20 protein-coding genes and 4 pseudogenes are annotated in these 25347 nt (G+C 38.2%); 15 read left to right on the forward strand and 9 right to left on the reverse strand.

Annotated elements, in window-relative coordinates:
• Nucleotides 1–240 precede the first annotated feature (240 nt).
• The 6 genes from lptF to rsmA all read left to right on the forward strand — a co-directional run bounded on the left by lptF (nt 241) and on the right by rsmA (nt 7776).
• The gene (gene lptF, locus FNZ60_RS03450) at nt 241–1431 is read left to right on the forward strand and encodes an LPS export ABC transporter permease LptF (RefSeq protein WP_142416311.1); all 1191 of its coding nucleotides are present in this window, start codon (nt 241–243) and stop codon (nt 1429–1431) included.
• Nucleotides 1428–2519, forward strand: coding sequence for an LPS export ABC transporter permease LptG (gene lptG, locus FNZ60_RS03455; protein ID WP_142416312.1), 1092 nt, complete (start codon nt 1428–1430; stop codon nt 2517–2519). The genes lptF and lptG overlap by 4 nt, the downstream gene beginning before the upstream one ends.
• Entirely contained in the window at nt 2520–4889 is a 2370-nt protein-coding gene (locus tag FNZ60_RS03460; RefSeq protein ID WP_142416313.1) for an LPS-assembly protein LptD, read from the forward strand.
• A 102-nt stretch (nt 4890–4991) separates the two neighbouring features.
• A complete protein-coding gene (locus FNZ60_RS03465) occupies nt 4992–5942 on the forward strand; it encodes a SurA N-terminal domain-containing protein (protein ID WP_142416314.1) in 951 nt (316 codons plus the stop codon).
• Nucleotides 5942–6955 (forward strand): 4-hydroxythreonine-4-phosphate dehydrogenase PdxA, encoded by a 1014-nt coding sequence (pdxA, locus tag FNZ60_RS03470; protein ID WP_142416355.1) that lies wholly within the window; start codon nt 5942–5944, stop codon nt 6953–6955. The genes FNZ60_RS03465 and pdxA overlap by 1 nt, the downstream gene beginning before the upstream one ends.
• Nucleotides 6946–7776: a 16S rRNA (adenine(1518)-N(6)/adenine(1519)-N(6))-dimethyltransferase RsmA gene (gene rsmA / locus FNZ60_RS03475; RefSeq protein ID WP_142416315.1), complete on the forward strand. Its 831-nt coding sequence runs from the start codon at nt 6946–6948 to the stop codon at nt 7774–7776. Before pdxA ends, rsmA begins: the two co-directional genes overlap by 10 nt.
• Before the next feature lie 31 nt (nt 7777–7807).
• On the opposite strand, the pseudogene gmk reads toward rsmA, so the two are convergent.
• The 7 genes and pseudogenes from gmk to FNZ60_RS03510 all read right to left on the reverse strand — a co-directional run bounded on the left by gmk (nt 7808) and on the right by FNZ60_RS03510 (nt 14185).
• Nucleotides 7808–8472: pseudogene (gene gmk / locus FNZ60_RS03480) on the reverse strand (guanylate kinase).
• Nucleotides 8473–8762: 290 nt separating this feature from the next.
• A pseudogene (gene mltG, locus FNZ60_RS03485) lies at nt 8763–9847 on the reverse strand (endolytic transglycosylase MltG); the annotation flags it as partial.
• A 113-nt stretch (nt 9848–9960) separates the two neighbouring features.
• Nucleotides 9961–11223, reverse strand: coding sequence for a beta-ketoacyl-ACP synthase II (gene fabF, locus FNZ60_RS03490; RefSeq protein ID WP_142416317.1), 1263 nt, complete (start codon nt 11221–11223; stop codon nt 9961–9963).
• 98 nt (nt 11224–11321) lie between these two features.
• Entirely contained in the window at nt 11322–11558 is a 237-nt protein-coding gene (locus tag FNZ60_RS03495) for an acyl carrier protein (RefSeq protein WP_004860281.1), read from the reverse strand.
• Between the two features lie 261 nt (nt 11559–11819).
• Nucleotides 11820–12557 carry a 3-oxoacyl-[acyl-carrier-protein] reductase gene (gene fabG, locus FNZ60_RS03500; RefSeq protein ID WP_142416318.1) on the reverse strand — a complete coding sequence of 246 codons (738 nt, stop codon included), beginning with the start codon at nt 12555–12557 and terminating at the stop codon, nt 11820–11822.
• 19 nt (nt 12558–12576) lie between these two features.
• The gene (gene fabD, locus FNZ60_RS03505; RefSeq protein ID WP_142416319.1) at nt 12577–13521 is read right to left on the reverse strand and encodes an ACP S-malonyltransferase; all 945 of its coding nucleotides are present in this window, start codon (nt 13519–13521) and stop codon (nt 12577–12579) included.
• A gap of 78 nt (nt 13522–13599) precedes the next feature.
• Nucleotides 13600–14185: pseudogene (locus FNZ60_RS03510) on the reverse strand (undecaprenyl-diphosphatase).
• Between the two features lie 347 nt (nt 14186–14532).
• Between FNZ60_RS03510 and rpsF the strand changes: the two are divergent.
• From rpsF to FNZ60_RS03560, 9 genes and pseudogenes are all read left to right on the forward strand, one after another.
• Nucleotides 14533–14940: a 30S ribosomal protein S6 gene (gene rpsF / locus FNZ60_RS03520; RefSeq protein WP_142416321.1), complete on the forward strand. Its 408-nt coding sequence runs from the start codon at nt 14533–14535 to the stop codon at nt 14938–14940.
• Complete coding sequence (gene rpsR / locus FNZ60_RS03525) at nt 14940–15188, forward strand: 30S ribosomal protein S18 (RefSeq protein ID WP_142416322.1); 249 nt, start codon at nt 14940–14942, stop codon at nt 15186–15188. The genes rpsF and rpsR overlap by 1 nt, the downstream gene beginning before the upstream one ends.
• 163 nt (nt 15189–15351) lie before the next feature.
• Nucleotides 15352–16332, forward strand: a complete 981-nt coding sequence (locus FNZ60_RS03530; protein WP_142416323.1) for a hypothetical protein — start codon at nt 15352–15354, stop codon at nt 16330–16332.
• Nucleotides 16333–16357: 25 nt separating this feature from the next.
• Nucleotides 16358–16954 (forward strand): 50S ribosomal protein L9, encoded by a 597-nt coding sequence (rplI, locus tag FNZ60_RS03535; protein WP_142416324.1) that lies wholly within the window; start codon nt 16358–16360, stop codon nt 16952–16954.
• A 596-nt stretch (nt 16955–17550) separates the two neighbouring features.
• The gene (locus FNZ60_RS03540; RefSeq protein ID WP_142416325.1) at nt 17551–19041 is read left to right on the forward strand and encodes a replicative DNA helicase; all 1491 of its coding nucleotides are present in this window, start codon (nt 17551–17553) and stop codon (nt 19039–19041) included.
• Between the two features lie 6 nt (nt 19042–19047).
• Nucleotides 19048–20425, forward strand: a pseudogene (gene radA, locus FNZ60_RS03545) (DNA repair protein RadA).
• A gap of 127 nt (nt 20426–20552) precedes the next feature.
• On the forward strand, nt 20553–21122 hold the full coding sequence (locus FNZ60_RS03550; protein WP_142416326.1) for a CvpA family protein: 570 nt from the start codon (nt 20553–20555) through the stop codon (nt 21120–21122).
• Between the two features lie 85 nt (nt 21123–21207).
• On the forward strand, nt 21208–22698 hold the full coding sequence (gene purF, locus FNZ60_RS03555) for an amidophosphoribosyltransferase (RefSeq protein WP_142416327.1): 1491 nt from the start codon (nt 21208–21210) through the stop codon (nt 22696–22698).
• A gap of 2 nt (nt 22699–22700) precedes the next feature.
• Nucleotides 22701–23450: an SDR family NAD(P)-dependent oxidoreductase gene (locus FNZ60_RS03560; protein ID WP_142416356.1), complete on the forward strand. Its 750-nt coding sequence runs from the start codon at nt 22701–22703 to the stop codon at nt 23448–23450.
• A 259-nt stretch (nt 23451–23709) separates the two neighbouring features.
• Here FNZ60_RS03560 and pssA read toward each other — a convergent pair whose 3' ends face one another.
• Both pssA and FNZ60_RS03570 read right to left on the reverse strand, forming a co-directional pair.
• Nucleotides 23710–24549, reverse strand: coding sequence for a CDP-diacylglycerol--serine O-phosphatidyltransferase (gene pssA, locus FNZ60_RS03565; RefSeq protein ID WP_142416328.1), 840 nt, complete (start codon nt 24547–24549; stop codon nt 23710–23712).
• A gap of 8 nt (nt 24550–24557) precedes the next feature.
• Nucleotides 24558–25256 (reverse strand): phosphatidylserine decarboxylase, encoded by a 699-nt coding sequence (locus tag FNZ60_RS03570; RefSeq protein ID WP_142416329.1) that lies wholly within the window; start codon nt 25254–25256, stop codon nt 24558–24560.
• Between the last annotated feature and the right edge of the window lie 91 nt (nt 25257–25347).

Genomic DNA, 25347 nt, shown 5'->3' on the forward strand with positions numbered 1-25347 from the left:
CAAAAAAATTATTTTCAACCTTAATAAAAAATTTTAAGTTATTTTTTAGATTCTTTATAGACTATCGTTGAAAATAAAATATAATATGTGTGAAAATTAAAAGGAATCTAGTGAATAATTTTGTATTAGGGTGAGAATATCCAATCTAGGGGAGGGTATTTTTTTAATTTTATTACATTTGAACCGAAAGCAATAGAAATATTTGCTGTCGAATTAAAGATTGAGAGTATTCCCTAATTTATGCGTATTATTGAGTTCTACATCCTAAAGCGTGTTTTTGTTTTGTTTAGTGCTGTCATGATTGCAGCTGTAAGCGTTAGTTGGACAGTTCAGATTCTTGCTCGGATAAACTTTCTTACAACAAGTAAACAAACACTCCTTACAGTCTTACAATTTTCACTTTCATTGGTTCCTTCTGTTATTTTTCTTGTTATTCCATTTGCATTAGTGATCGCAGTTACAACCATCCTTTCAGCAATGAATCAAGACTCAGAACTTGCTGTCATCAATGCCTCTGGTTTTCCTAAGAGTACTGTTTGGAAACCTATTCTTCTCCTTGCTATTGGGGCATCATGTATTTCTTTTTCTATCGCTAATTTTGTCGTTCCTCAAGCACGCCTTCATATGCGACAAATGCTCGCAAATGCCCATTTTGATCTTATTAATCTGCTCATTAGTGAAGGAAGCTTTCAAAAGCTTGCCAATAACCTTTACATAGAAATTGGCGCACGAAATCCAAACGGAACACTTGAACGTCTTTTCATTGCCGACCAGCGTGATCCTAAAACTGATCTTTTTTATTATGCAACAAAAGCCTCTATTGTAAACAATCAAAACGGTCGCTTTTTAATCCTCAATAACGGTGAAATAGAAAGAGTAAACCATCAAAATAACAGTGTTTCAATCGTTCAATTTAGCGCATATACCTTTAGCCTAGGAGAGTTTATTCCCAGTGATAAAACACCTACTCTTTATCCCAAAGATCGATCTCTTTCTTATTTACAAAACCCTGATCCAAAAGATCCCTACTATCAACGAAAACCACTCCAATATAAAGCTGAGTTCCACCGCCGACTAACACAATGGCTCTATCCAATCGTTTTTTCACTTATTGCATTAGCAGCGGCCGGTAATGTACGTTCCCATCGACAAGCTCGTCATGCCGCAAATTTCTCGGCAATTGCCCTTTCTTTTCTGGTCTATTGGATAGGATATTTTTTCGCCGAAAAAGCAAAGAACGATCTTGCATATGTTCCTCTCCTTTATATTACCCCCATAGGAACAAGTATATTGGTCTTTTTTATGCTTTTAACGAATCATAGAATTGGACTCCCCACAAAACTTAATGAGATATTTCAAATTTTTTTTCAAAAAATAATGAACAAATTTGAACATCGAAAATCTCAAGATTTTCCGGATGAAATATCATGATTGGGTGGACACTTGGACGCTATTTTTTTATACGTTACCTTAAAATAACGTGTTATTTTTTGGGGGGTATTTTTGTTCTTGCTCTTTTAATCGATTTTACAGAAAATTCCGGTAGACTCCCCTCCCTTGCGCATTACACAGCAAAAGATGCATTTCTCCTCTCTGTTTTACGCATCCCTTTTATTATGCAACAGCTTATCCCTTTTATTGCACTCTTTTCAGCAATGGCAACGCTTATCTCGCTCAACAAAAAACTTGAACTTGTGATAACGCGTTCAATCGGTGTTTCTGCATGGCAATTTCTTATGCCAGCCTGTTTGGGCGCTTTGCTTTTAGGACTATTTTCAATTCTTCTCATCAACCCCCTTGCTGCATGGGGATTTTCTAAAGCAGAAAAAATGATGACTGAATGGCGCAATAGTAATGTGTTAACACCTCTTCATCATCCACGTATTCATTGGTTAACACAGCGTACAGACTTAGGCAGAACAACCATTGGTGCTAAATTTATCACCGATCAAGGACTTTCTCTTCTCGATGCAACCTTTGTACAATACAAGGATAACGCAACCGTCAAAAATTGGATTAACGCCCCAAAAGCAACCTTAACCAATGGTGCTTGGCTCTTAACAAATGGAACAATCTATAAAATAGGACATCCCCCTGAAAAATTTTCCGTGTTGCAAATAAAAACCAATCTAAAACCTGAATTTTTAACGGAACGTTTAGTAAATCCAGCAACTATTCCATTTTACCAATTGCCAAAAAAAATTATGATTGCACGTTCATTTGGCCATTCTGCCCATAATTTTGATATGTATTTACAATCTTTGATTGCCTTACCAGCATTGCTTGTGGCAATGACTCTTATTGCGGCAACCGTATCTTTAAACTTTACACGTTCTGGCCAATCTGGAACGTTGATTCTTGGTGGCGTAATCGCTGGGTTTATGCTTTATGTTATTTCTGTACTTGTTCAGGCATTTGGTAATGCTGGATATATCCCACCAATTATTGCCGCTTGGACACCAGTTGTTATTGCATTATTCTTGGGAATCTCTTTTCTACTTCATAAAGAGGATGGCTAAGTGAAAGCATTAACAGATAAAAAAATCATTTTTAAAAAATTAAGTGCTCTTTCTTTTAGAAGTGTCATGGGGATTATTTTAGGGGGGGCTTTGCCTTGTAGTGCGCATGCTCAAAGCCTTCTATCTTCTTCTCAAAGTCACATTCAAAATTCAGAGCTTCCTCTTTTGCTCTCTGCAGATGAACTCATCTACAATCGTGATGAAAACACTGTTTCTGCACAAGGGAATGTCCAAATCGAATATGATGGCAATAAAGTTGTCGCTCAAAAAATTATTTACAATCAAAAAACAGGACGACTTATAGCACAAGGGAATGTTGAAATTACTCAAAAAGATGGAAATAAAATTTATTCCAATCAAATTGATATGACAAAAGATCTTGGCGAGGGTTTTGTAAATGCCTTACGTATTGATACGGCCAACAATGTTCACTTTGCAGCCCAAAATGCAACACGCAAAAACAATCAAATAACAGTCTTTGAAAATGCAACCTATACAGCCTGTGAACCTTGCTCTTATAAACCAGATAGAGAGGTCTTGTGGAAAATTAAAGCCAGAAAGATCATATGGAATAATAGCGTCAAAAAAATTCGGTTTGAAAATAGCAGCTTCGAAGTTTTTGGTGTACCGATTATAAAATTTCCAAATTTTGAGCTCTATGATCCAACGGTCAAGCGTGCTAGCGGTCTGCTTACACCTCATTTTTCTTTTACTAATTATCTTGGTATGGGCATAAAGAATTCTTATTTCTGGAATCTCGCCCCCCATTATGATTTCACGCTTTCTTCTACCGTTTATACCCAACAAGGACTTTTAACCGAAGGGGAATGGCGTCAGCGTTTAAAAACGGGCCGTTATAACATTCGCTTTGCTCATATCTATCAAATAAAACCGCATCGATTTGATAATGATACAATTGATGCACAGTATAAAAACCGTTATATGCTAGCGACAAAGGGGGACTTTCGTATTAATGCGCATTGGACTTATGGATGGGATATTCTTGTACAATCGGATCGGCATTTTAGTCGTGCCTACAAACTTGAAAATTATAACAATCCTACACAACTTTCTCAGATCTATCTGAATGGTCTTGCAGGGAAAAACCATTTTGATATGCGTTTTTATCATTTTAAAATTCAAGATTTGATATTGAATGATCCTCATTATGAACGTCACTCTCGGCAAGCGTGGGTTCTACCACGCATTGATTATTCTTTCACACCAGATGAGCCTATTTATAATGGAGAGCTAACCTTCCATAGCAATATGCAATCAATTTATCGCTCTCATGCTGACTTCAGTTCATCCGGCTGGAACAAAAATTCTCTCAACACCGTGAGACTCTCTGGTATGGCTGGAAATAGTTTGCGTTTAACAAATGAGATTCAGTGGAAAAAGCGCATTAATACGCACAATGGACTCATCTTAACCCCCCTTTTCTCTCTACGCGCCGATATCCTTGCAGTTAATGGACAAGAAAATCATGCTGCTTTTGTCGGAAACAATGCCTTATCCGCAATTCACGGCTCAAAAGTTCGTGGCATGGCAACAGCAGGGTTGGAGGCACGCTATCCCTTCCTCATTACAGCTGATCATTCTACACATATTATAGAACCAACCGCACAAATTTTTATACGCAATAATGAACAATATATCGGACAACTTCCTAATGAAGATGCACAAAGCTTTGTCTTTGATGCAACCACGCTCTTTCAACGAGATAAATTTTCTGGTTATGATCGTGTAGAAGGAGGTACAAGAGCCAATATAGGTTTAAGATATTCTGGAAGTTTTAATGACAATTGGTCTCTTTATGGTCTTATTGGACAATCCTTTCATCTTGCAGGAAAGAATTCTTTTGCAGAAAAAGACTTTGTTAATGTTGGTATTCATTCTAGCTTAGAAGCAAAACGTTCAGATTATGTTGCAATGTTTGGTGCAACCCATAAAAACGGCTTTTCCTTAGAAACACGTGGACGCTTTGATAAAAAAACAGGAAAAATCCGCCGTAGTGAAATCGAAGCGTCACAAAAGTGGAATTTTTTTTGGGCCTCTGTACAGTATGCTTATATCGCAAGCCAACCAAATTACGAATATCCCAAAGAGCGTCAAGAAATTTCTTTTCAAACAGGGTTTAAACTGGCAGACTATTGGTCTATTAATAGCAACGCCGGTTATGATCTTGTATCTGGTACATTTATAAAACGAGGCATTAACTTGAATTATGCAGATGAATGTTTCGGGCTTACATTCGGTTATCAACAGGTAATAAATCCAGGGAGAAAAAAAACCTTACAAAACTTTAATTTCTCTCTTTCATTGCGTACGATCGCAGATATCGGAAAAAAGATAGATTCAAATTTATAAAGGGAATATATAAGTAATTTAACTTATTATTGTTTTTATGAAAGAAAGCGTATAGTCTAAGTTGTTGATGAAAATTAATAAACAATGCGAAAGCCTATTTACATGAATAAATTGAAAAAGCGTGTTCTTGCTTTATTTTATATTACGTCTTTGAGTGTAAGCAGCCTGCTAATAAATGAATTTTTGATTCCGTTGGCCTTTGCGCAGACTGCTATTGTTGTTACAGTTAATGGCAACCCCATCACAAATTATGATATACAAAGGCGTGTTGCTTTTCTAAGACTACAACAAAAGCAAGGCAATTTAGTCGCACAAGCTAAAAAAGAGCTTATTGACGAAACGCTGAAAGATATTGAAATAAAACGCCGTAATATTGAAGTGAGCAATGATGAAGTTGATAGAGCTTTTGAGAATTTTGCAACACAAAATAATATGACCATTGATCAACTTGATCAGATTCTGATCCAAAGTGATATTACTGTACAACACTTTAAAGATTACATCCGAGGACAAATAGGATGGGGTCGTCTTGTTAGCGCACGTTATCAAGCTGAAACGGGTATGATTAGCGAACAAGAAGCTGTACGCAGAATATTAAAAAATGGTGGTGTTAAACCTTCAACCAACGAATATACATTACAGCGCATTATTTTTGTCATTCCTGCACATCGTCGCTCGGAGATCTTTGAAAGACGTCAAAGGGAAGCAAGCAATTTCCGCGCCCATTTCCATGGATGTGCAAATGCTCACAATCAAGCAAGAGGCATTTTAGACGTTACAATTCGCCATTTAGGAAAGTTTCTGGAGCCTCAACTTCCCAGTGCATGGGAGCAAGCTATTCTTGCAACACCTGCTGGAAAGATGACAAAATTACAAGAAACATCTGATGGAATCGAAGCTATTGCCGTTTGCAAAATAAAGAGAGTTTCTGATGATTATGTCGCGCGGCTCATATTTTCTCTTCAGGACAGTAAAAAAAGAAGCCCGAAAAAACTTGAAGAATTAAGCGAAAAATATTTAGAAGAACTGCGGCGCATAGCACGTATTCAATGATGACTGCTCTTGTTGTTAGTGGTGGTGATCCTGCCGGAATTGGTCCTGAAATAGCTCTAAAAGCGTGGAATTTGCGCGTTACTCGTCAAGTTCCACCTTTTGTCCTTATTGCTGATCCAGATGTTGTTCGTTCACGTGCTTGTTTTTTACAGATTGATGTTGAGGTAGAATCTGTTTTAGTCACCAATTCTGTCAAAAATTTTCAAAACGCTCTTCCTATTATACCGTTAAAAAACAAACAAAGTGATCAAGTAGGTATATCTTCATCAGACAATGCTGCTGGAATCATTGAAGCTATTGAGCGCGCTGTTCAACTGATTCAAAGTGGACATGCTTCTGCATTGGTTACTTGTCCTATTGCCAAAAAAAATCTTTATGATATCGGATTTGAATTCCCAGGTCATACAGAATTTTTAGCTGATTTGGCTCATAAAGCTTTTCATAGAAGTTATCATCCCGTTATGATGTTGGCAGGGCCTCGATTAAAGACAGTTCCAATGACTGTTCATATTCCAATCAAAGATGTTCCTTCACAGCTGACCCATCATTTAATCACTCAAACAGCCTTCATTACTGAATATGACTTAAAAACACGCTTTAAAATAACATCGCCCCGCTTAGCTGTTGCTGGTCTTAATCCTCATGCTGGAGAAGGGGGAACAATGGGAAGAGAAGAGTTTGAAGTTATCATGCCTGCTATTGAATATCTTAAAAAGAAAGGACTCAATATTACAGGCCCGCTTCCTGCCGATACAATGTTCCACGAATGTGCAAGAAAGACATATGATGTTGCCCTTTGCATGTATCATGATCAAGCCCTTATCCCTGTTAAAACATTAGACTTTGATACGACCGTTAATGTCACGTTAGGTCTCCCTTTTATTCGTACGTCTCCAGATCACGGAACTGCTTTTGACATTGCTGATAAAGGCATAGCTTCTCCGGAAAGTTTTATTGCTGCTCTTAAACTTGCAAATCAACTTGCAAAAAATAGTTTGATACCATGCCAATAGATAATCTCCCCCCTCTGCGTGAGGTCATTGATACATATGGCTTACAAGCTCATAAATCTTTGGGACAAAATTTTCTTCTTGATCTGAATTTAACCTCTAAAATTGCTCATCAAGCAGGAAATATAGAAGGAAAACCCGTTATTGAAGTTGGACCAGGTCCTGGAGGGCTCACGCGCGCCTTGCTCGCAAAGGGGGCTATTGTAACAGCAATAGAACGCGATGAGCGCTGCATACCGGCTCTCTTAGAAATAGAAAAACACTATCCGAACAAATTAAAACTTATTTGTCATGATGCGCTAAAACAAGACTTCTCAAAACTCTTTGTAACAAGCCCTGAAAAGCCACGCATTATTGCCAATCTTCCTTATAATATTGGAACACAACTCTTATTAAATTGGCTGTTAGTGGAACCATGGCCTCCTTTTTATGAATCAATGACATTGATGTTTCAACGAGAGGTTGCCCAACGGATTACGGCCAAACCTCAATCTTCTCATTATGGACGTCTTAGCGTCTTAACTGGCTGGCGTACCACGGCTAAAATTGCTTTTGATGTGCCTCCTCAAGCTTTCATACCGGCACCTAAAGTAACATCTTCCGTTGTTCATATTATCCCACGAACACGACCTCTTGTCTGTTCTGCACAAAAATTAAGCCTCGTCACAAAAACCGCTTTTGGACAAAGACGAAAAATGCTTCGTCAAAACCTCAAAACACTTGGAGGTACAGTACTGTTAGAAAAGGCTGGCATTGATGGAACGCGCCGTGCTGAAACACTTTCGATTTCTGAATTTGTGACTTTAGCAAATCTGATAACCTAAAAAGTATAACTTTTTCAAAACAATAAAAATATTAATCAATCTTTTCAGCAATAAGTCTATCAACAAAAGAGCCAAGAAAAGCACAGCGCTCGCGTTTTGCTGTTTCAGCTAAATAAATTGATTTAATAAGTGATAAAGACTGATCTAAGTCTTCATTAATTACAATATAATCATAAGAATGCCAATGTTTTAGCTCTGTTCGTGCGTTCTCCAGTCGTAAATTGATGATATCTTGACTATCTTCTGCTCGACGATGTAAACGCGAAACAAGCTCTTTCATTGATGGTGGAAGAATAAAAACAGATACGGTATCTCCTGGCATTTTTTTTGCATCTGCTCAGTGCCTTGATAATCAATATCAAACAACATATCACGACCAGCACTCAATGCATTTTCAACGCTTTCGCGTAAAGTTCCGTAATAATTCCCATGGACCTCTGCCCATTCAATAAATTCATCTCTATCACGTTTATGTTCAAACTCTTCCTTTGAAATAAAGTGATAGTGGAGACCTTCTACTTCACTAGAACGCTTTTTCCTTGTGGTCGCACTGACAGAAAGCTCTAATTGTCCATCTTTTAGGAGTAAGCGAGAAATTGTTGATTTACCAGTACCTGAAGGTGAAGAGAGAATAAATAAAAAACCGCGGCGCTGATTTATTTTTATCGTATTCAACGCACTTTTAAAGTCTGTCATCATATTATTCTACTTTGTTCATAAATTTTTTAAAAATTTGAATGATACATTATCTCAAGCTTTTTCCTAATCAATTGTTTTTTAGCGGTTCTCCATGTTATTCTGCACCTTTTATTGAGATCATTTATCAAAAAATATATTACTTTCTTTCTTAAAGATTTTTTATCCATACGCTTATTCTACTCGTAACATATAAGAAAATGATTTTTTATCATTCTTATCAAAAGTTTAAGGTGAAAAATCTTACTCTATTTTTGGCTCTCATTTACGATATATAGTATCATTATAAATCAATTTTTTGCCTTTAATTCTCGCCATTTGCGAACATTCACATTATGTTCCTCTAAAGTTCGAGAAAAAACATGTCCTCCTGAACCATCTGCAACAAAATAAAGCGCATCACTGCTTGGTGGATGTGCCACCGCTTTCAAAGAATCGCGCCCTGGATTTGCAATAGCTGTTGGGGGCAAACCATTAATTTTATAAGTATTATAAGGTGTTTCCTTCTCAAGATCTGAACGATAAATTGCACGATCCGATGGCTTTCCTTTTCCTCCAAAGAGACCATAAATTACCGTTGGATCCGATTGAAGACGCATATGCTTTGTAAGGCGGTTATAAAATACCGCAGCAACCATTGGTCTTTCTGCTGCAACTCCTGTTTCTTTCTCAACAATTGAGGCCAATATAACAAATTCATCAATTGATTTAATGGGTAAATCAGGTGAACGTGTAGCCCATATTGTATGAATTAAATTTTTCTGTCCTTCGAGCAATCTGTTGATAATTTCTTCGCGCGTCGTCCCTCGAATAAAACGAACAGTATCCGTCATCAAATAGCCTTCTGGAGGCAAAATTTTTGGAAGATCCCCAATCAAAATTTCATTTTCCGCTAAGCGATCAAAAACTTGCTGAACCGTTAAACCTTCTGGTACTGTAAATGTATATTCAATGGATTTTCCTTTCACAAGAATATCCATAATGTCCTGCATTGATGCATGAGCTGGAATTAAATATTCACCAGCCTTCAGATGAGTTGTGTTTTGGTAATAACCAACCCCATAAACAAAAATATCTGATGACCGAATGAAACCACGCTTTTCTAGCAATGACGCAATCTCACGAATTCCTGTTCCTGGATGAATAAGAACAACTTGTCCTTCCTCAATTTTTCCCTTTTCCTCAAAAATACTTTTTCCAATATAAAGAGGAATACTTATGCCAAAAAGAATAATCACAATTAGCATAAGAAAAAAATGACCGATAATAACCAACGGATTACGGACGATCGATGATTTCTTTCGTTTTTTATGTGTTAACATGTCATATATCTGCTTCAATGATTCGACGAGGAATCGCTTCTGTCCTTTAATGATTTTTTACATCGGACTTAACCCATCAATAGAAATTAAGGACAATATTATAATTTCCCATTCACCTTATAATAAAAGAGAAAATTCAAAAGCAGAAATTAAATGAAAATACTTATTATCCCCTAAAACGTCGCATCACTAATGATGCATTTGTCCCACCAAATCCAAAAGAGTTTGAAAGTATCGTATCAATTTTTCGCTCACGCGGTTTGTGCGGCACAAGATCGATTTTTGTTTCAATCGACGGATTGTCAAGATTAAGAGTCGCTGGCGCTATATTGTCCCGTATAGCTAAAACACAAAAAATAGCCTCAGCAGCACCGGCAGCACCAAGTAAATGCCCGATAGATGATTTCGTTGATGACATAGAAACTTGTGAGACATAATTCCCTAAAACACGCTCAACAGCTGCAAGCTCTATGGCATCAGCCATCGTCGATGTACCATGAGCATTAATATAATCAAGTTCACTCACATTCACTTGTGCATGCTTAAGAGCCGACATCATACTACGCTGAGCCCCTTCACCACTTTCTGAAGGCGCTGTAATGTGGTAAGCGTCACCCGATAAACCATAGCCCATAACCTCAGCATAAATATGAGCCCCTCGCCTTTTGGCATGTTCCAGCTCTTCTAAAACCACAATCGCCGCTCCCTCCCCCATCACAAAACCATCACGATCAGCATCATAAGGACGTGAGGCCCGTTCAGGATCATCATTGCGACAAGTAGAAAGAGCTCTACAAGCAGAAAAACCTGCAAGAGATATCCGATTTATCGGAGATTCGGTCCCCCCTGCTACCATGACATCTGCATCACCGAACATAATCAACCGCGCGGCATCACCGATCGCATGTGCCCCCGTCGAACAAGCTGTTACGACAGAATGATTAGGACCCCGTAAACCATATTGAATAGACACATAGCCAGAAGCAAGATTAATCAAACGACCTGGAATAAAAAAAGGAGAAACACGACGTGGACCTTTATCACGAAGCGTATAACCAGCTTCAACAATGCCCTCAATTCCTCCAATCCCAGAACCAATTAATACCCCTGTACAAATCTGATCTTCATCATTTTTAGGAAACCATTCAGCATCTGCAAGCGCTTGGTGAGCAGCAGCCATTGCATAAACGATAAATGCATCAACCTTACGTTGCTCTTTAGGTTCCATATACAAATCAGGATTATAAGTCCCCTCTGTTCCTTCCCCTAAGGGGATACGCGCTGCAATCTGGCATGGCAAATCAGACACATCAAATTCAGTAACCCGCCGAACACCACTTCTCCCTTCCAGAAGTCGCTTCCAGCTATATTCAACATTACCTGCTAATGGTGATACTAATCCTAAACCAGTAACAACAACACGTCTCATAACTTCTAACCTTGAACTAAACTTCCGTTCTCAAAGCTCTCTTTTTAAAAAGCCCTGTAGAATATAGGCAAAAGCAAGCAGTGCCTTTGCCCTAATAATCATGCAGAAGCTTTATCAATGAACTTGACTGCATCACCAACTGTAAAAATCGTTTCAGCAGCTTCATCTGGAATTTCTACACCAAATTCTTCTTCAAAAGCCATAACGAGTTCAACCGTATCAAGACTATCAGCCCCTAAATCATCGATAAAGCTTGCATTTTCTACGACTTTATCGGCATTAACCCCAAGATGTTCCACAATAATTTTCTTAACGCGCTCTACTGTATCACTCATGTTGAAATCCTCGAATTTATTTTTTCCTATAATTTGGTTAACTATATCGGCTCATCTAATCAAGCAATAGATGCATTCCTTTAAAAGATTTTAGCAATGATTTAAAACATCCTGTGGATATCCCCTACAAAATGAATCAATCTGACATTCCGACATCAATTGATCAACGACCTTATAAAGAAATAGATGCATCTTTCCATTTCAATCGTTACTATCTAAAATAATACGTCTTATAAATCAATGTGGAATACAAGAAAATACTCAAATCATTGCCATTCCACCATTGATATGGAGTGTTTGACCTGTCATATAGGCCGCTTCATCGCTCGCTAAATAAACAGCAGCAGCAGCTATTTCTTTCCCACTCCCCATACGTTTCATTGGAATCGCAGCCATAATATTTTCTTTTTGCTTTTCGTTAAGCTTATCTGTCATGGCAGATTTAATAAATCCTGGAGCAATACAATTGACAGTAATGTTTCGTGAAGCAATTTCTTGTGCTAAAGCTTTAGAAAAACCTATCAAACCTGCTTTTGCAGCACAATAATTCGTTTGTCCAGGATTTCCCACAACACCAACAACAGATGTAATATTAATAATCCTTCCATAACGACGGCGCATCATAAAATGTGTTAATTCACGCGTCAAAAGAGAAGCTGCTGTTAAGTTAACTTCTAAAACATTATCCCAGTCTTTATCTTGCATACGCACAAAAAGACCATCCCTGGTGATTCCTGCATTGTTAACTAAAATATCAACACCATCCATTTCTTTTTCTGCAACTTCAGCCAATTGTTTAACCGATTGACGCTCAGAAAGATTAGCGGGAAATACAAAAACATTCTGTCCTAATTCTTCTGCCACTTCTTGAAGCTTATCTTCACGTGTTCCATGAAGTCCAACAATGGCTCCTTGTGCATGGAAACAACGTGCAATTGCCTCACCAATTTCTCCCGATGCCCCCGTTACAAGAGCTTTACGTCCTGTTAATCTAAACATTTTTTAACTCCTTTATAGATTAAACGCCAAGCATCCCTAGCGCTGCTTCTATTTCATCAACTGTTCCAACTATTACCCCTTTTATATCCTTATTAATACGACGCGTTAAACCTGTTAATACTTTTCCAGAACCAACCTCAAAAAGCGTATCGATCCCATGAGCACCGATCCATTCTATTGTTTCACGCCACCGCACCCTCCCAGTTACTTGTTGAACAAGAAGAGCAGCAATATGCTCAGGATCGCTTTCTGGTGCAACAGAAACATTGGCAATCAAAGGAATAATAGGGGCCGCTTTGTTAACAGTCAAAAGTGCTTTCTTCATGGCATCGGCAGCAGGCTGCATTAACATTGAGTGAAAAGGTGCAGAAACTGGAAGAAGAAGTGCACGTTTTGCACCTTTTGTTGATGCAATCTCTACTGCTTTCTCAACGGCTTTTGCGACACCTGAAATCACAATTTGCCCACCACCATTATCATTGGCAATCTGGCATAGTCCTTCTCCAGAAACAGTTTGGCAAATTTCTTCCACAACCTGCTCTTCCAAACCGATAAGAGCTGCCATAGAACCTTCACCAACCGCAACAGCAGCCTGCATAGCATTGCCACGAATACGCAAAAGCCTTGCCGTATCTGTGAGACTGAATGTACCTGCAGCACAAAGAGCTGAATATTCGCCTAAAGAATGACCGGCAACAAACTTTACCTTTTCTTCTATACGAAGCCCTAATTGTTCCATCACACGAATAACAGCCATGGATACAGCCATTAATGCTGGTTGTGCATTGGCTGTTAACGTTAAAACATCTGCTGGTCCTTCAAAAATAATCTCTGATAATTTCTCACCTAAAGCATCATCAACTTCCTCGAAAACCATTCGCGCCGCAACAAATTGCTCTGTAAGCGCCTTCCCCATCCCAACAAGTTGACTTCCTTGCCCTGGAAAAATAAAAGCTGCACCCATTAACCGACTCCTAAAATTGTGCCATTAAATTATTTTCTTTTGACCTTATTCATCGGCAAAAAGTCAAGATAAAGTGCTTTATTTAGAATGAATATCTCTCTTAAAATTATTTTAAAGGCGGAATTTGATATAAAAACTTAGGAAAATGCGGAGCGATAAACTGAATAACGCTCAAACTCATGAGACTTCCTAAAATTATACCTGCTAAAATATCAAAGGGATAATGTACCCCCACAAAGATGCGTGCCCAACAGATCAAGCATAAAAATACCACGGCATATTTAAAAACCCCTTTATATCGATAAAAATAAAAGCTCGCTGTATAAGATGCAATGGTTAAGGCATGATTACTAGGAAAAGAAGCTGTTGCACGATGTTTAATAAGCGGTGTTGTCAACCCTACAACGAATGGGCGTGGATGGAAATAAATGAGAGAAATCAGATAACCTATAAAAAGAGCTATACAAATGCTTATGCAAATGCTTAGTACAATACATCTTTCCTTTTTTCCACCACAAAACCACAATGCACATAGATGAAGAGGAATAATGTAAATTAAAAATTTTGCACAAAAAATACTAAACAAAACTAAAATCGACCAAGATTGATGATTACCGACAAGCATCTTAAAGAGTGTAACATCAATCTGGTTTAAAAAGTCCATTTTTCTCTCCTTTATCTATATATTACAACACTATCGCTTTAGTAGAAGAGAGAAATATATTGAAAATATATCAAGATTTAATAAATCAATTTTTTTATATGCGTAAACTTGCTATTTTAAAAAAGAACCTGTAGATGTAAAACGTTTGTTGCCGGCGTTTTAGCTGGAGGTTGAACGGAGGGCTGTAAAATATCAGTAGGAAATACAATGTTTCCGGCCTCCCGTGTTTCCGCTCTGAGATGTCTCGAATCGTAAACGCGTCCTTTCTTCTTTGGGTTTCCAAAAAAGACAAGTCGCAGAGGCTTTGCGCTAAAACCGGTAAGATTTAATTGAAGAAAGGCAAAACAATGGCTCTTTATGAACATATGTTCCTTGCCCGACAAGACATTGCACCACAGCAAATTGATGAACTTTTGAGCCTCTACAAAAGTGTCATTGAAACGCATGGTGGAAAAGTTGGGCGTGTAGAAAATTGGGGACTTCGTCCTCTTGCTTATCGTATTCGTAAAAATCGTAAGGCTTATTATGTTTTGGTCAATATTGATGCACCTGCTGCAGCAATTGCTGAAATGGAACGTCAGATGCGAATCAATGAAGATATTTTGCGTTACATGACTATTCGTGTAGAAAAACACGAAAAAGAAAAATCCGCAATGCTTTCACACCTTGATCGTCATGCCCACAGTAGTCAGGATGAAGAACGCTCTCGTTCTCCGCGTCATCAACGTGAAAATGCTATAGAAGGGGTAGAATAATGGCTGATACAAATCAAACCGCTGCACGTCGCCCTTTTCATCGTCGTCGTAAAACATGTCCTTTTTCAGGCGCTAATGCTCCCAAAATTGATTATAAAGATATCAAATTATTACAACGTTATATTTCTGAACGTGGGAAAATTGTTCCTTCACGGATTACAGCTGTTAGCCAGAAAAAACAGCGTGAACTAGCAAACGCTATCAAACGCGCTCGCTTTTTAGGCTTACTTCCATATGTTATAAAGTAAACGATCAAAGCACTTAAGCAGCTGGAGAAACTCTTCAGTTGCTTTTCTTGTATGGTTTAGGAAAATGGCTTATCATATACTATTTATATGCTATGTTAGGCTATTAAATATCAAAGTTGAGGTATTGCCATGCCTCTAACTGCAAAAAAGCAGGACAGCAATAATGAAAAAAAATCGCAATTATGAGATATTGACCGGTGTTTTGGCTGGATTGTTTGCTGTTGTGATAGGAATGGCTATCATCAGTACTGAAAATAGAATACCCTCTTTATCTCTACTTCTTGGTTGCTTTCTTTCATTGCCAATTTTTATTGTTGCATTCGGCCAAGGAACATTTGCTAGCTTCGTTGCCTTAATCAGTGCGACTGTTATTCTTTCCTTAGTTACTGATATCTATATTGCTCTTGATCTTGCACTATTATCTTTTCTTCCTGCTGTTTATGCTTCTTGGCTACTTGGACTTGCACGACCAGCGCAAAAAGAAAATACACTGATATGGTACCCATTATCATCTGTTATTTTTCATTTAACAAACTTTATTGCTTTTATAGTCACCTTTATTGGACTCTATGTAAAAGCCCGCCCAGATAGTCCTTTTATTGCACAAAAAATCACTGCAAATATCGTACAAACTCTACAACAGTCGCAATCCTTAAAAGAAGCTGATATACTTAATGTTAGTGAATTTTTAATGGCGCATGCCGCAACTTTAGCAGCTATTGCTCTGGCAGCTTCTAGTTTGATTTTTTTCATTGGTAATCTTTATTTTTCAATAATGACAGCTCAATATATGAAGTGGTTAAAAAGACCTCGAGATGATTGGAGCAAAACCCTTCGTCTGCCAATTTCTGGAATTGTTATTTTCATCGTTGTTTCCATAGCATCAATGATTGAATTTAGCGATTCTCTTAATTTGGGAACATATGTTTTTAGCTCTGCCTATACTGTCATCATATCAATTAGCGGTTTAGCCTATCTTCACAATATTACAAAAGGAGTAAACGGTCGGATTATTATACTTTCGCTTGTCTATATTGCTATTTTAACTGTTGTTTTTTTCCCGCCTATTTCTTTAATGATGCTTTTGATGGGTATTTGGGCCGCTATTCAATACAACTTTCAATCACGAAAAAAACTTCCCTAAATTTATTTGTTCGAAAGGAAAAACTATGGATATTATTTTACTTGAGCGCATTCCTCGTCTTGGCCAGATGGGTGATATTGTCTCAGTTAAAGATGGTTATGCACGTAACTTTCTTTTGCCTCAAGGTAAAGCTTTACGTGCAAATGAAGCGAATAAAAAACATTTTGAGATGCAACGTGCACAGCTTGAAGCACGTAACCTTGAGCGCAAAAGCGAAGCACAAAAAGTTGCTGAAAAACTTGATGGTCAATCATTTATCGTTGTTCGTTCTGCTGGTGAAACAGGACAACTTTATGGATCTGTATCAACGCGTGATATTTCTCAAATCATAACGAATGAAGGCTTTTCTATTGGGCGAAATCAAATTGAACTAAACCATCCAATAAAAATGATCGGTCTTCACACCATCACTCTTAGCCTCCATCCTGAAGTTCAAATTTCTGTGGTTATTAACGTTGCACGTTCTGCCAGTGAAGCACAACGCCAAGCAGAAGGTGAAACACTCACTTCTGCTGAAGAAATATATAATATTCAAGAAGAAATATTAGAAGAAAATCAGGAGGAATTGTTGCTCAAAGAAATGAATGACAACGATATAAACAGTCCTCACCAAGAAGCTTAATTACTCCTTTTTCCTGTTTTATATCTTTTATTCCATTTAAATGGTCATAAAATACTTAGGCTTTAAAGCTGAGTATTTTATGACCATCTGACCATCATAGAGTCTCGTTGTTTGAAAGAATGAGCAATATCTTATCTAAAGATATTGCATTCCTAAAGTAATAATCTCAAATTAAGAGGGAATGCTTCTTATTTCTCCAGTATAGAAGTAAAAATAATTTAAAACCCTACCCTTAAGAGTCAATTTTGCATGAGCGGTAGATTGATGATATCTTTATATGATCTAAAATAAATTCAATTATAGAAAAGTCATTTATTTACGCCAATATCAGAATTTTAAGATCACCTAACTTCAAAAAACTTAAATTTAGAGTATCGAAACTGCCACTTTAAAATCCCACATTATAAAAATAGAACACACAGAATAGCTATTTATATTAATCATGCATGAATGATAAATGAGCAATGAAAAGAAAGTCTTTAAAAAATTATATGATTTTAACTTAAAATGAAGGTTTGTAGCTCTATTCTTTACAGTATACGGTTTTCAACTTATCGCCTAAAGTCGCTAGACTTAGAATTTTAGTGGAAAAAAATATGGAAGAAACCAGCATTGTTAATATCAGCTCTTCGAAAAAAGAAGATTCTCCTTCTTTTCGGCAACTTCCACATAATATTGAAGCTGAACAAGCATTGCTTGGTGCCATCTTTATCAACAATGATTCTCTCGATCGCGTTTCAGATTTTCTAAAACCAGAACATTTTTTTGAATCATTGCATCAAAAAATTTATGCTATTTTATCTCAGCTTATTAAAACAGGAAAACATGTAGATCCGGTTACGATCAAGCCCTATATCCAAATGGAAGAGAAAATTGGAGATCTTACTGTATACCAGTATGTCGTCCGCTTAGCCAAAGAGGCCATTACCATTATTAACGCTGAAGATTATGGGCGCGTTATTTACGACCTTTTTATTCGCCGTTCTTTGATTAAACTTGGAACTCAAGCTGTCAATACAGCCTTTGATGCTCCTGTAGAGCTTACGCCTACCCAACAAATTGAAACTGTTGAAAATCAGTTATTTGAGCTCGCAGAAAAAGGGAAATATGGCGGCGGCTTTGAAAATTTTAATGAGGCTGTCAAAAAAGCTATTGATATGGCAAGTGCAGCCAAACAACGCTCTTCACAATTATCAGGGATAGCCACCCATATTAAAACACTTGATGAAAAAATGGGAGGATTACAAGCATCTGACTTAATTATCCTTGCTGGGCGTCCTGGTATGGGGAAAACATCTCTGGCAACTAATATTGCCTTTAATATTGCTAATGCTTACAATCATAATGACAATACCAAAAAAAATGAAGGCGGCATTGTAGGTTTTTTCTCACTTGAAATGTCCTCTGAACAACTTGCAACCCGTATTATTTCTGAACAAACAGAAGTCTCTTCTTCTGATATTCGACGCGGTAATATTTCAGATGAACAATTTTCAAAAATTATTCGCGCGGTAAACCAACTCCAAAAGGCCCCCCTTTATATCGACCAAACTGGGGGAATATCAATCACACAACTAGCTGCCCGTGCACGACGTCTTAAGCGACAACATGGTTTGGATATTTTAATTATCGATTATATCCAACTCATGACCAGTAGCTCAAAGCGTTCGTCTGAAAATCGTGTTCAAGAGATTACAGAAATTACGACGGGACTCAAAGCCTTAGCCAAAGAATTAAACATCCCTATTATCGCTCTTTCACAGCTTTCGCGCCAAGTCGAAAACAGAACGGATAAACGACCACAACTCTCCGACTTACGTGAATCTGGTTCTATCGAGCAAGATGCTGATATCGTTCTATTTGTCTATCGTGAAGCATATTATCTCAAAAATGAAGAACCCAAATTAGGCACTCTTGAACATGAAAAATGGATAGATGAAATGGGTAAAATTGAGGGGAAAGCTGATGTTATTGTTGCCAAACAACGTCATGGGCCGACAGGCATCGTATCCCTTGCCTTTCAATCTGATTTCACACGCTTTAGTGATCTGGCAGATAGCAATTATCTTCCAGAACAAATCGGTTAAATCAACATGGCACGCACCCGTGTTCAATTTATCTGTCAAAGTTGTGGAACGGTCCATTCTCGTTGGGCGGGGAAATGTAGCGCCTGTGGAGAATGGAATTCCCTTGTTGAAGAAAATATAAATAGTGGCATAGGAAGCGGTCCTAAACAGAATATTCGTAAAGGACGCATCGTCGCCCTTACATCTCTTTCTGGAGACATCCAAGATGCTCCACGTATTCATTCTGGTATTGCTGAACTTGATCGCGTTACCGGTGGAGGCTTTGTTCGTGGATCGGCACTCCTTGTTGGTGGTGATCCAGGTATTGGAAAATCAACATTGCTCACACAAACAGCTGCTGCTTTATCACACAAAGGACATAACGTCATCTATGTCTCAGGTGAAGAAGCTATTGCGCAAATTTGTCTGCGCGCGCAAAGGCTTGGAGCGCATAATACAGAGGTTAAACTTGCTGCTGAAACCAATGTTGAAAATATTCTTGCAACCTTAAGCGAGCATAAAAACCTTGATATGGTGATTATCGATTCGATTCAAACCTTATGGTCAGATACAGCAGATTCAGCCCCCGGCACTGTCACACAAGTGCGTATTGGTGCTCAAGCTATGATACGCTTTGCTAAAAAAACAGGAGCTGCTGTTGTTCTTGTTGGTCATGTGACAAAAGATGGGCAAATCGCCGGTCCTCGGGTCGTGGAACATATGGTTGATGGCGTTCTTTATTTTGAGGGTGAAGGAGGCCATCATTACCGCATTCTTAGAACTGTAAAAAATCGCTTCGGACCAACAAATGAAATTGGTGTCTTTGAAATGTCTGATAAAGGCTTACGCGAAGTCATCAATCCATCTGAATTATTTTTAGGAGAACGTAATGAAAAAGCACCAGGCGCCGCTGTTTTTGCCGGTATGGAAGGAACACGCCCGATATTAGTAGAAATTCAAGCGCTTGTTGCTCCTTCTTCCCTTGGAACACCAAGACGTGCAGTTGTCGGATGGGATGGAAATCGTCTTTCTATGATTCTTGCTGTTTTAGAAGCCCATTGCGGCATTCGTTTTGGGCAGCATGATGTCTATCTGAACGTGGCAGGTGGATATCGCATATCAGAACCTGCCGCTGATTTAGCTGTAGCCGCAGCTTTGGTTTCTTCTCTTGCCAATATCCCTTTGCCAACGGATTATGTATATTTTGGGGAAGTCAGTCTTTCAGGAGCTACCCAGCGCTGTTGCACATTCAACACAGCGCATCAATGAAGCAAAAAAACTCGGTTTTCAGGGGGCATTTCATCCCACAACAACAACTGAAATCATGAAGTCGCTTAATTTTCAACAAAAAACTTTCTCCGACCTTCCTGAACTCGTTGCCACTCTCACCGCAAGTAAAAAATGATTTTCACCACAGCGATGATAATATAGAAAAAAATCTATAAAATATAAAAGATCCTTGCTATAAGAACAAAAAATGTATTTTTATACTGACTTAAAAGAACACAACTTTATGTATAAGGAACAAACAAATGATCATAACAATCCTTGATGGAATTGTCGTAGTAATCATCCTGTTTTCCGCTTTTCTTGCTATGCTTCGAGGATTCTCACGTGAGGTGTTATCGTTGGTTTCTTGGGCAGTTGCAGCTGTTACGACATTGCTTTTATTTAAGCCTATCTTACCTTTCTTTGAACAATATCTTTCTAATAAAATGATTGCATTGATCACAACACTGGTCACAATTTTTATTATTGTTCTCATTATTACTTCAATTATTACAATGAAGATCTCTGATTTTATTATTGATAGTCGAATTGGTATCCTTGACCGTACTATTGGTTTTATTTTTGGAGCACTTCGCGGTTTACTGATTATGGTCATCGGTATGTTGCTGATTAATGCCCTAATTAAACCTGAACACCAAGCAAGCTGGTTAAAAGATGCTAAAACAAAGCCTATTTTAGATTCACTGGGACAAAAAGTTTGGGAAATACTTCCAAAAGATCTTGGGTTTATTCTCGAAAAGGCAGAAAATTTATTTAAAGACGGTCATAAACATACGAATGAGAAACATTCTCATGCAGATACTAAAAAATAGAGAAGAGCTTTTCACAAGGGAAGAGGACCAAATGATGTAAAATGTGATACGAATGATTCCTCCATATCACAACTGAAAGAATATAATGATAAAAAGCGATATTTCCTGTCAAAAACTTTTATTTGATGATGATACCCTTCATGAAGAATGTGGGGTTTTTGGTATTCTTGGGCATGAAGATGCGGCAACATTAACGGCTCTTGGACTCCACGCGCTGCAGCATCGTGGACAAGAAGCAGCTGGTATTGTTTCCTACCATAATAAAATGTTTCATCAAGAAAAGCATTTAGGTCTTGTTGGTGATCACTATACAAATCCTGCAACACTTGCACGTTTACCAGGGAATCGCGCTATTGGCCATACCCGGTATTCAACAACTGGAGAAGTAGCATTACGCAATGTTCAACCCCTTTTTGCTGAATTGAAAGCTGGAGGCATTGCTATTGCTCATAATGGTAATCTTACCAATGGTCTTACATTGCGCCGTGAACTCATTGCTTCTGGTGCTATCTGTCAATCAACATCAGATTCAGAAGTCTTTCTCCATCTTATTGCCCGCTCTCGTTATGAATCGTCCTCTGATCGTTTTGTGGATGCGATTCGGCAAGTAGAAGGGGGATATGCTATGTTAGCACTCACGCGTACAAAGCTTATTGCAGCACGGGATCCGACAGGAATTAGACCTCTCGTAATGGGGGAACTTGATGGTAAGCCTATCTTTTGTTCCGAAACTTGTGCTCTTGATATTATTGGAGCAAAATATCTCCGTGATGTTAAAAATGGCGAAATCATTATCTGTGAAATACAAAAAAATGGAGAAATTACGAAAAAAATTATAAACCCCAAAAATGAAAAGCCAGAAAAACTTTGCTTGTTTGAATATGTTTATTTTGCTCGTCCTGACTCTATCGTTGGAGGGCGTAGTGTTTATACAACACGCAAGAATATGGGGATCCGTTTAGCACAGGAAGCCCCTTGTGAGGGCGATGTTGTTGTTCCAGTTCCTGACGGAGGAACACCTGCCGCAATTGGCTATGCTCAAGAAATTGGAATTCCTTTCGAGCTTGGTATTATTCGTAATCACTATGTTGGCCGTACTTTTATCGAACCAACACAACAAATTCGCGCTTTTGGTGTCAAGTTAAAACATTCAGCAAACCGCCCTATCATTGAAGGAAAACGGGTTATTTTGATTGATGACTCTATTGTACGGGGAACAACATCGCTTAAAATTGTGCGAATGCTCCGTGATGCAGGCGCAAAAGAAGTTCATATGCGTGTTTCTAGCCCTATGATTTTCTATCCTGACTTTTATGGTATTGATACCCCTACAGCTGAAAGTCTTTTAGCCAATCAATATCCAGATTTAAAATCTATGTGCAATTTTATTGGAGCAGACTCATTAGAGTTTCTTTCAACGGATGGATTATATCTTGCTGTAGCAGGAGAAAAACGAAATAATGCCGACCCACAATTTACTGACCATTATTTTACTGGATATTATCCTACGCATCTGGTTGATCAAGAAAATCTCTCCAAAATTCATCAATCATCTGTTCTTAAAACAAGAGATTAATGATGACAAAACATGACTTTAGTCTCCATGGGCGTGTTGCACTTGTTACTGGTGCGTCAAGAGGGATTGGCTATTATTTGGCCCTCGAGCTTGCTGCACGTGGTGCTCATATTATTGCTCTTGCACGAACAGTCAGTGGGCTTACTGAATTGGATAATCAAATCCGAGAAAAAGGGGCTTTTGCTACCCTTGTTCCCCTTGACTTACATCATATGGAAAATATCGATGCTCTTGCACTCTCTATTAAAAAACGTTGGAAAAAACTTGATATTATAGTTGCAAATGCAGGAATCCTTGGAACACTCTCACCAATAGCGCATATAGAAAACACGGTCTTTGAAGATGTTTTTCAAATAAATCTTTTTAGCCAATGGCGCTTAATGAAAGCCTTAGAGCCTTTATTACGTGAATCTGATGCTGGACGGGCTATCCTGTTATCCTCAAGCGTTGCGCATGATGCACGCCCTTTCTGGGGGGCTTATGCTGCCTCTAAAGCAGCTTTAGAAATGATTGCTCGTTGTTGGGCAGAAGAACTCAAACAAACCCCTATAAAAATTAATTGTGTCAACCCTGGAGCCACACGAACTGCTATGCGTGCTAAAGCTATGCCTGGTGAAAATCCAGAAACGCTCCCCTCACCACAAGAGATTGCACAAAAAATAGTTCATTTGTTCTCACCTGATTTAAAGGAAACCGGAAAACTCTTTAATGTCCGTAAAAATCGGTTTGTGGATTATCATATCCCTGATTGATCATCATCTGAGATTTAAATAGCCCAATCTCTCTCTCCTTTACCTGTGCTTTTTTACAATGTTGCGACAGATCTTGGCACTTAAGACGGTTCATGTACACATTCATCCCGCTTTTGACGGGCAAGAGAATGATTTTGATTGATGCAACATAAACAGATTTGAAATGAGAGAATCCTACGTTATTCGGAGTTCTCATTCAATATGAATAACGCTAGATTATCATTAAAATCAATGCCTTGTACAAGAAGAATGAGGCGCTTTATGAATCTTGGATAGTTTTAGCCTCAGCCTTTTTTTCTTCTAAAGCAGCGCGTTTATTATAAGCGATAAAACTACAGGGGAGAAAAATTATATAGCTCACAGCTGTGATCAATAAAGTTTTCCATGTATAAGTTGCAAGAAAACCAACATAAATAACAATAACCAACATGCATGGTATAACGATATCACGTCTTAAATTTTGATCAATTGTTTTTGCATTCCATACTGGTAGGCGACTAATCAAAAGAAAAGCAATAATTACCGTATAAAGACTAAAAAACAATGCCCACCCCCAACTAGGGACTAAACCGAGAGCACCTAAATACATAGGTAATAAAAGGAGTAATGCCCCCGCTGGTGCTGGAACACCAACAAAATAACTTTTCTGCCATTGAGGTATATTGGTATTATCCAACATCACATTAAAACGCGCTAATCGCAAACAACAAGCAACACAATAGACAAGGGCTGCAACCCAACCAATGTGGTGTGCTTGATGCAAAATAAAAGAATAAACAATAAGTGCAGGGGTCACACCAAAATTTACAATATCAGCAAGAGAATCCATCTGTGCCCCAAAAGATGAACTTCCATCTATTAAACGCGCAATGCGACCATCTGCACCATCTAAAACTGCAGCCAAAAGCACCATTAAAATAGCAGCTTCATAGCGTTGCTCCAAAGCTAAACGAATACTGCTCATCCCTGCACAAATTGCTAAAATAGTAATGATATTGGGAATGACATATCGCATTGATGTAGGTGAAGGCCGCCGATTTGTAACATCATCATGCTGTCCTTCAGGATTGAATGAAGAAAATGGCGAAAAATTTTTCATTGTGTATCCTAATCGTATCTGAAATCCGTTGTGGCACTCTTATCGTCAAAAGAGCCCAAAACTGTCTCTCCAGCAATTGCTGTTTGTCCAACCGAAACACGCAATTTCATTTCAGTTGGTATATAAATATCAAGGCGAGAACCAAAACGAATCAATCCAAATCGCTCCCCCGTCATAACGGCATCGTTTTCTTTTGACCAACAAACAATGCGACGCGCAAGCATCCCTGCTATCTGTACAATACCAATTTTACCATGTTTGCTCTCAATGACCATCCCATTACGCTCATTAAAATGGCTCGCTTTATCACACTCAGCATTGGTAAAACGACCTGGATGATAAACGATAGACTCTACCGTACCATTAATAGGAATACGATTGATGTGGCACGAAAAAATATCCATAAAAATAGAAATACGGATCATTTCACCTTGCCCTAACCCTAATTCTTCAGGTGGAACACATGATTCCACAAATGAAATACGGCCATCAGCAGGTGACATAACCCAGTTTGAATTCAAAGGAATTACACGATCTGGATCGCGAAAAAAGTATATACACCACACCGTGAGAACAAGCCCGCACCAAAACAACGGACTCCATATCCAACCTAAAATAAGCGAAATAACAAAAAATGCTACAATAAAAGGATAACCTTCTTTATGAATCGGCACAAAGCTATTATGGACAGATTGTAGAATACTCATATAATTTCCTATTCATCGTAAACTTAAACAAGCAATAAACCTTTTTGTTCCTCTTGTGTCTTTTTATGTATTTTATCAATCACCCCATATA

It is taken from the genome of Bartonella massiliensis (assembly GCF_902150025.1).
GTDB classification, from domain to species: domain Bacteria; phylum Pseudomonadota; class Alphaproteobacteria; order Rhizobiales; family Rhizobiaceae; genus Bartonella; species Bartonella massiliensis.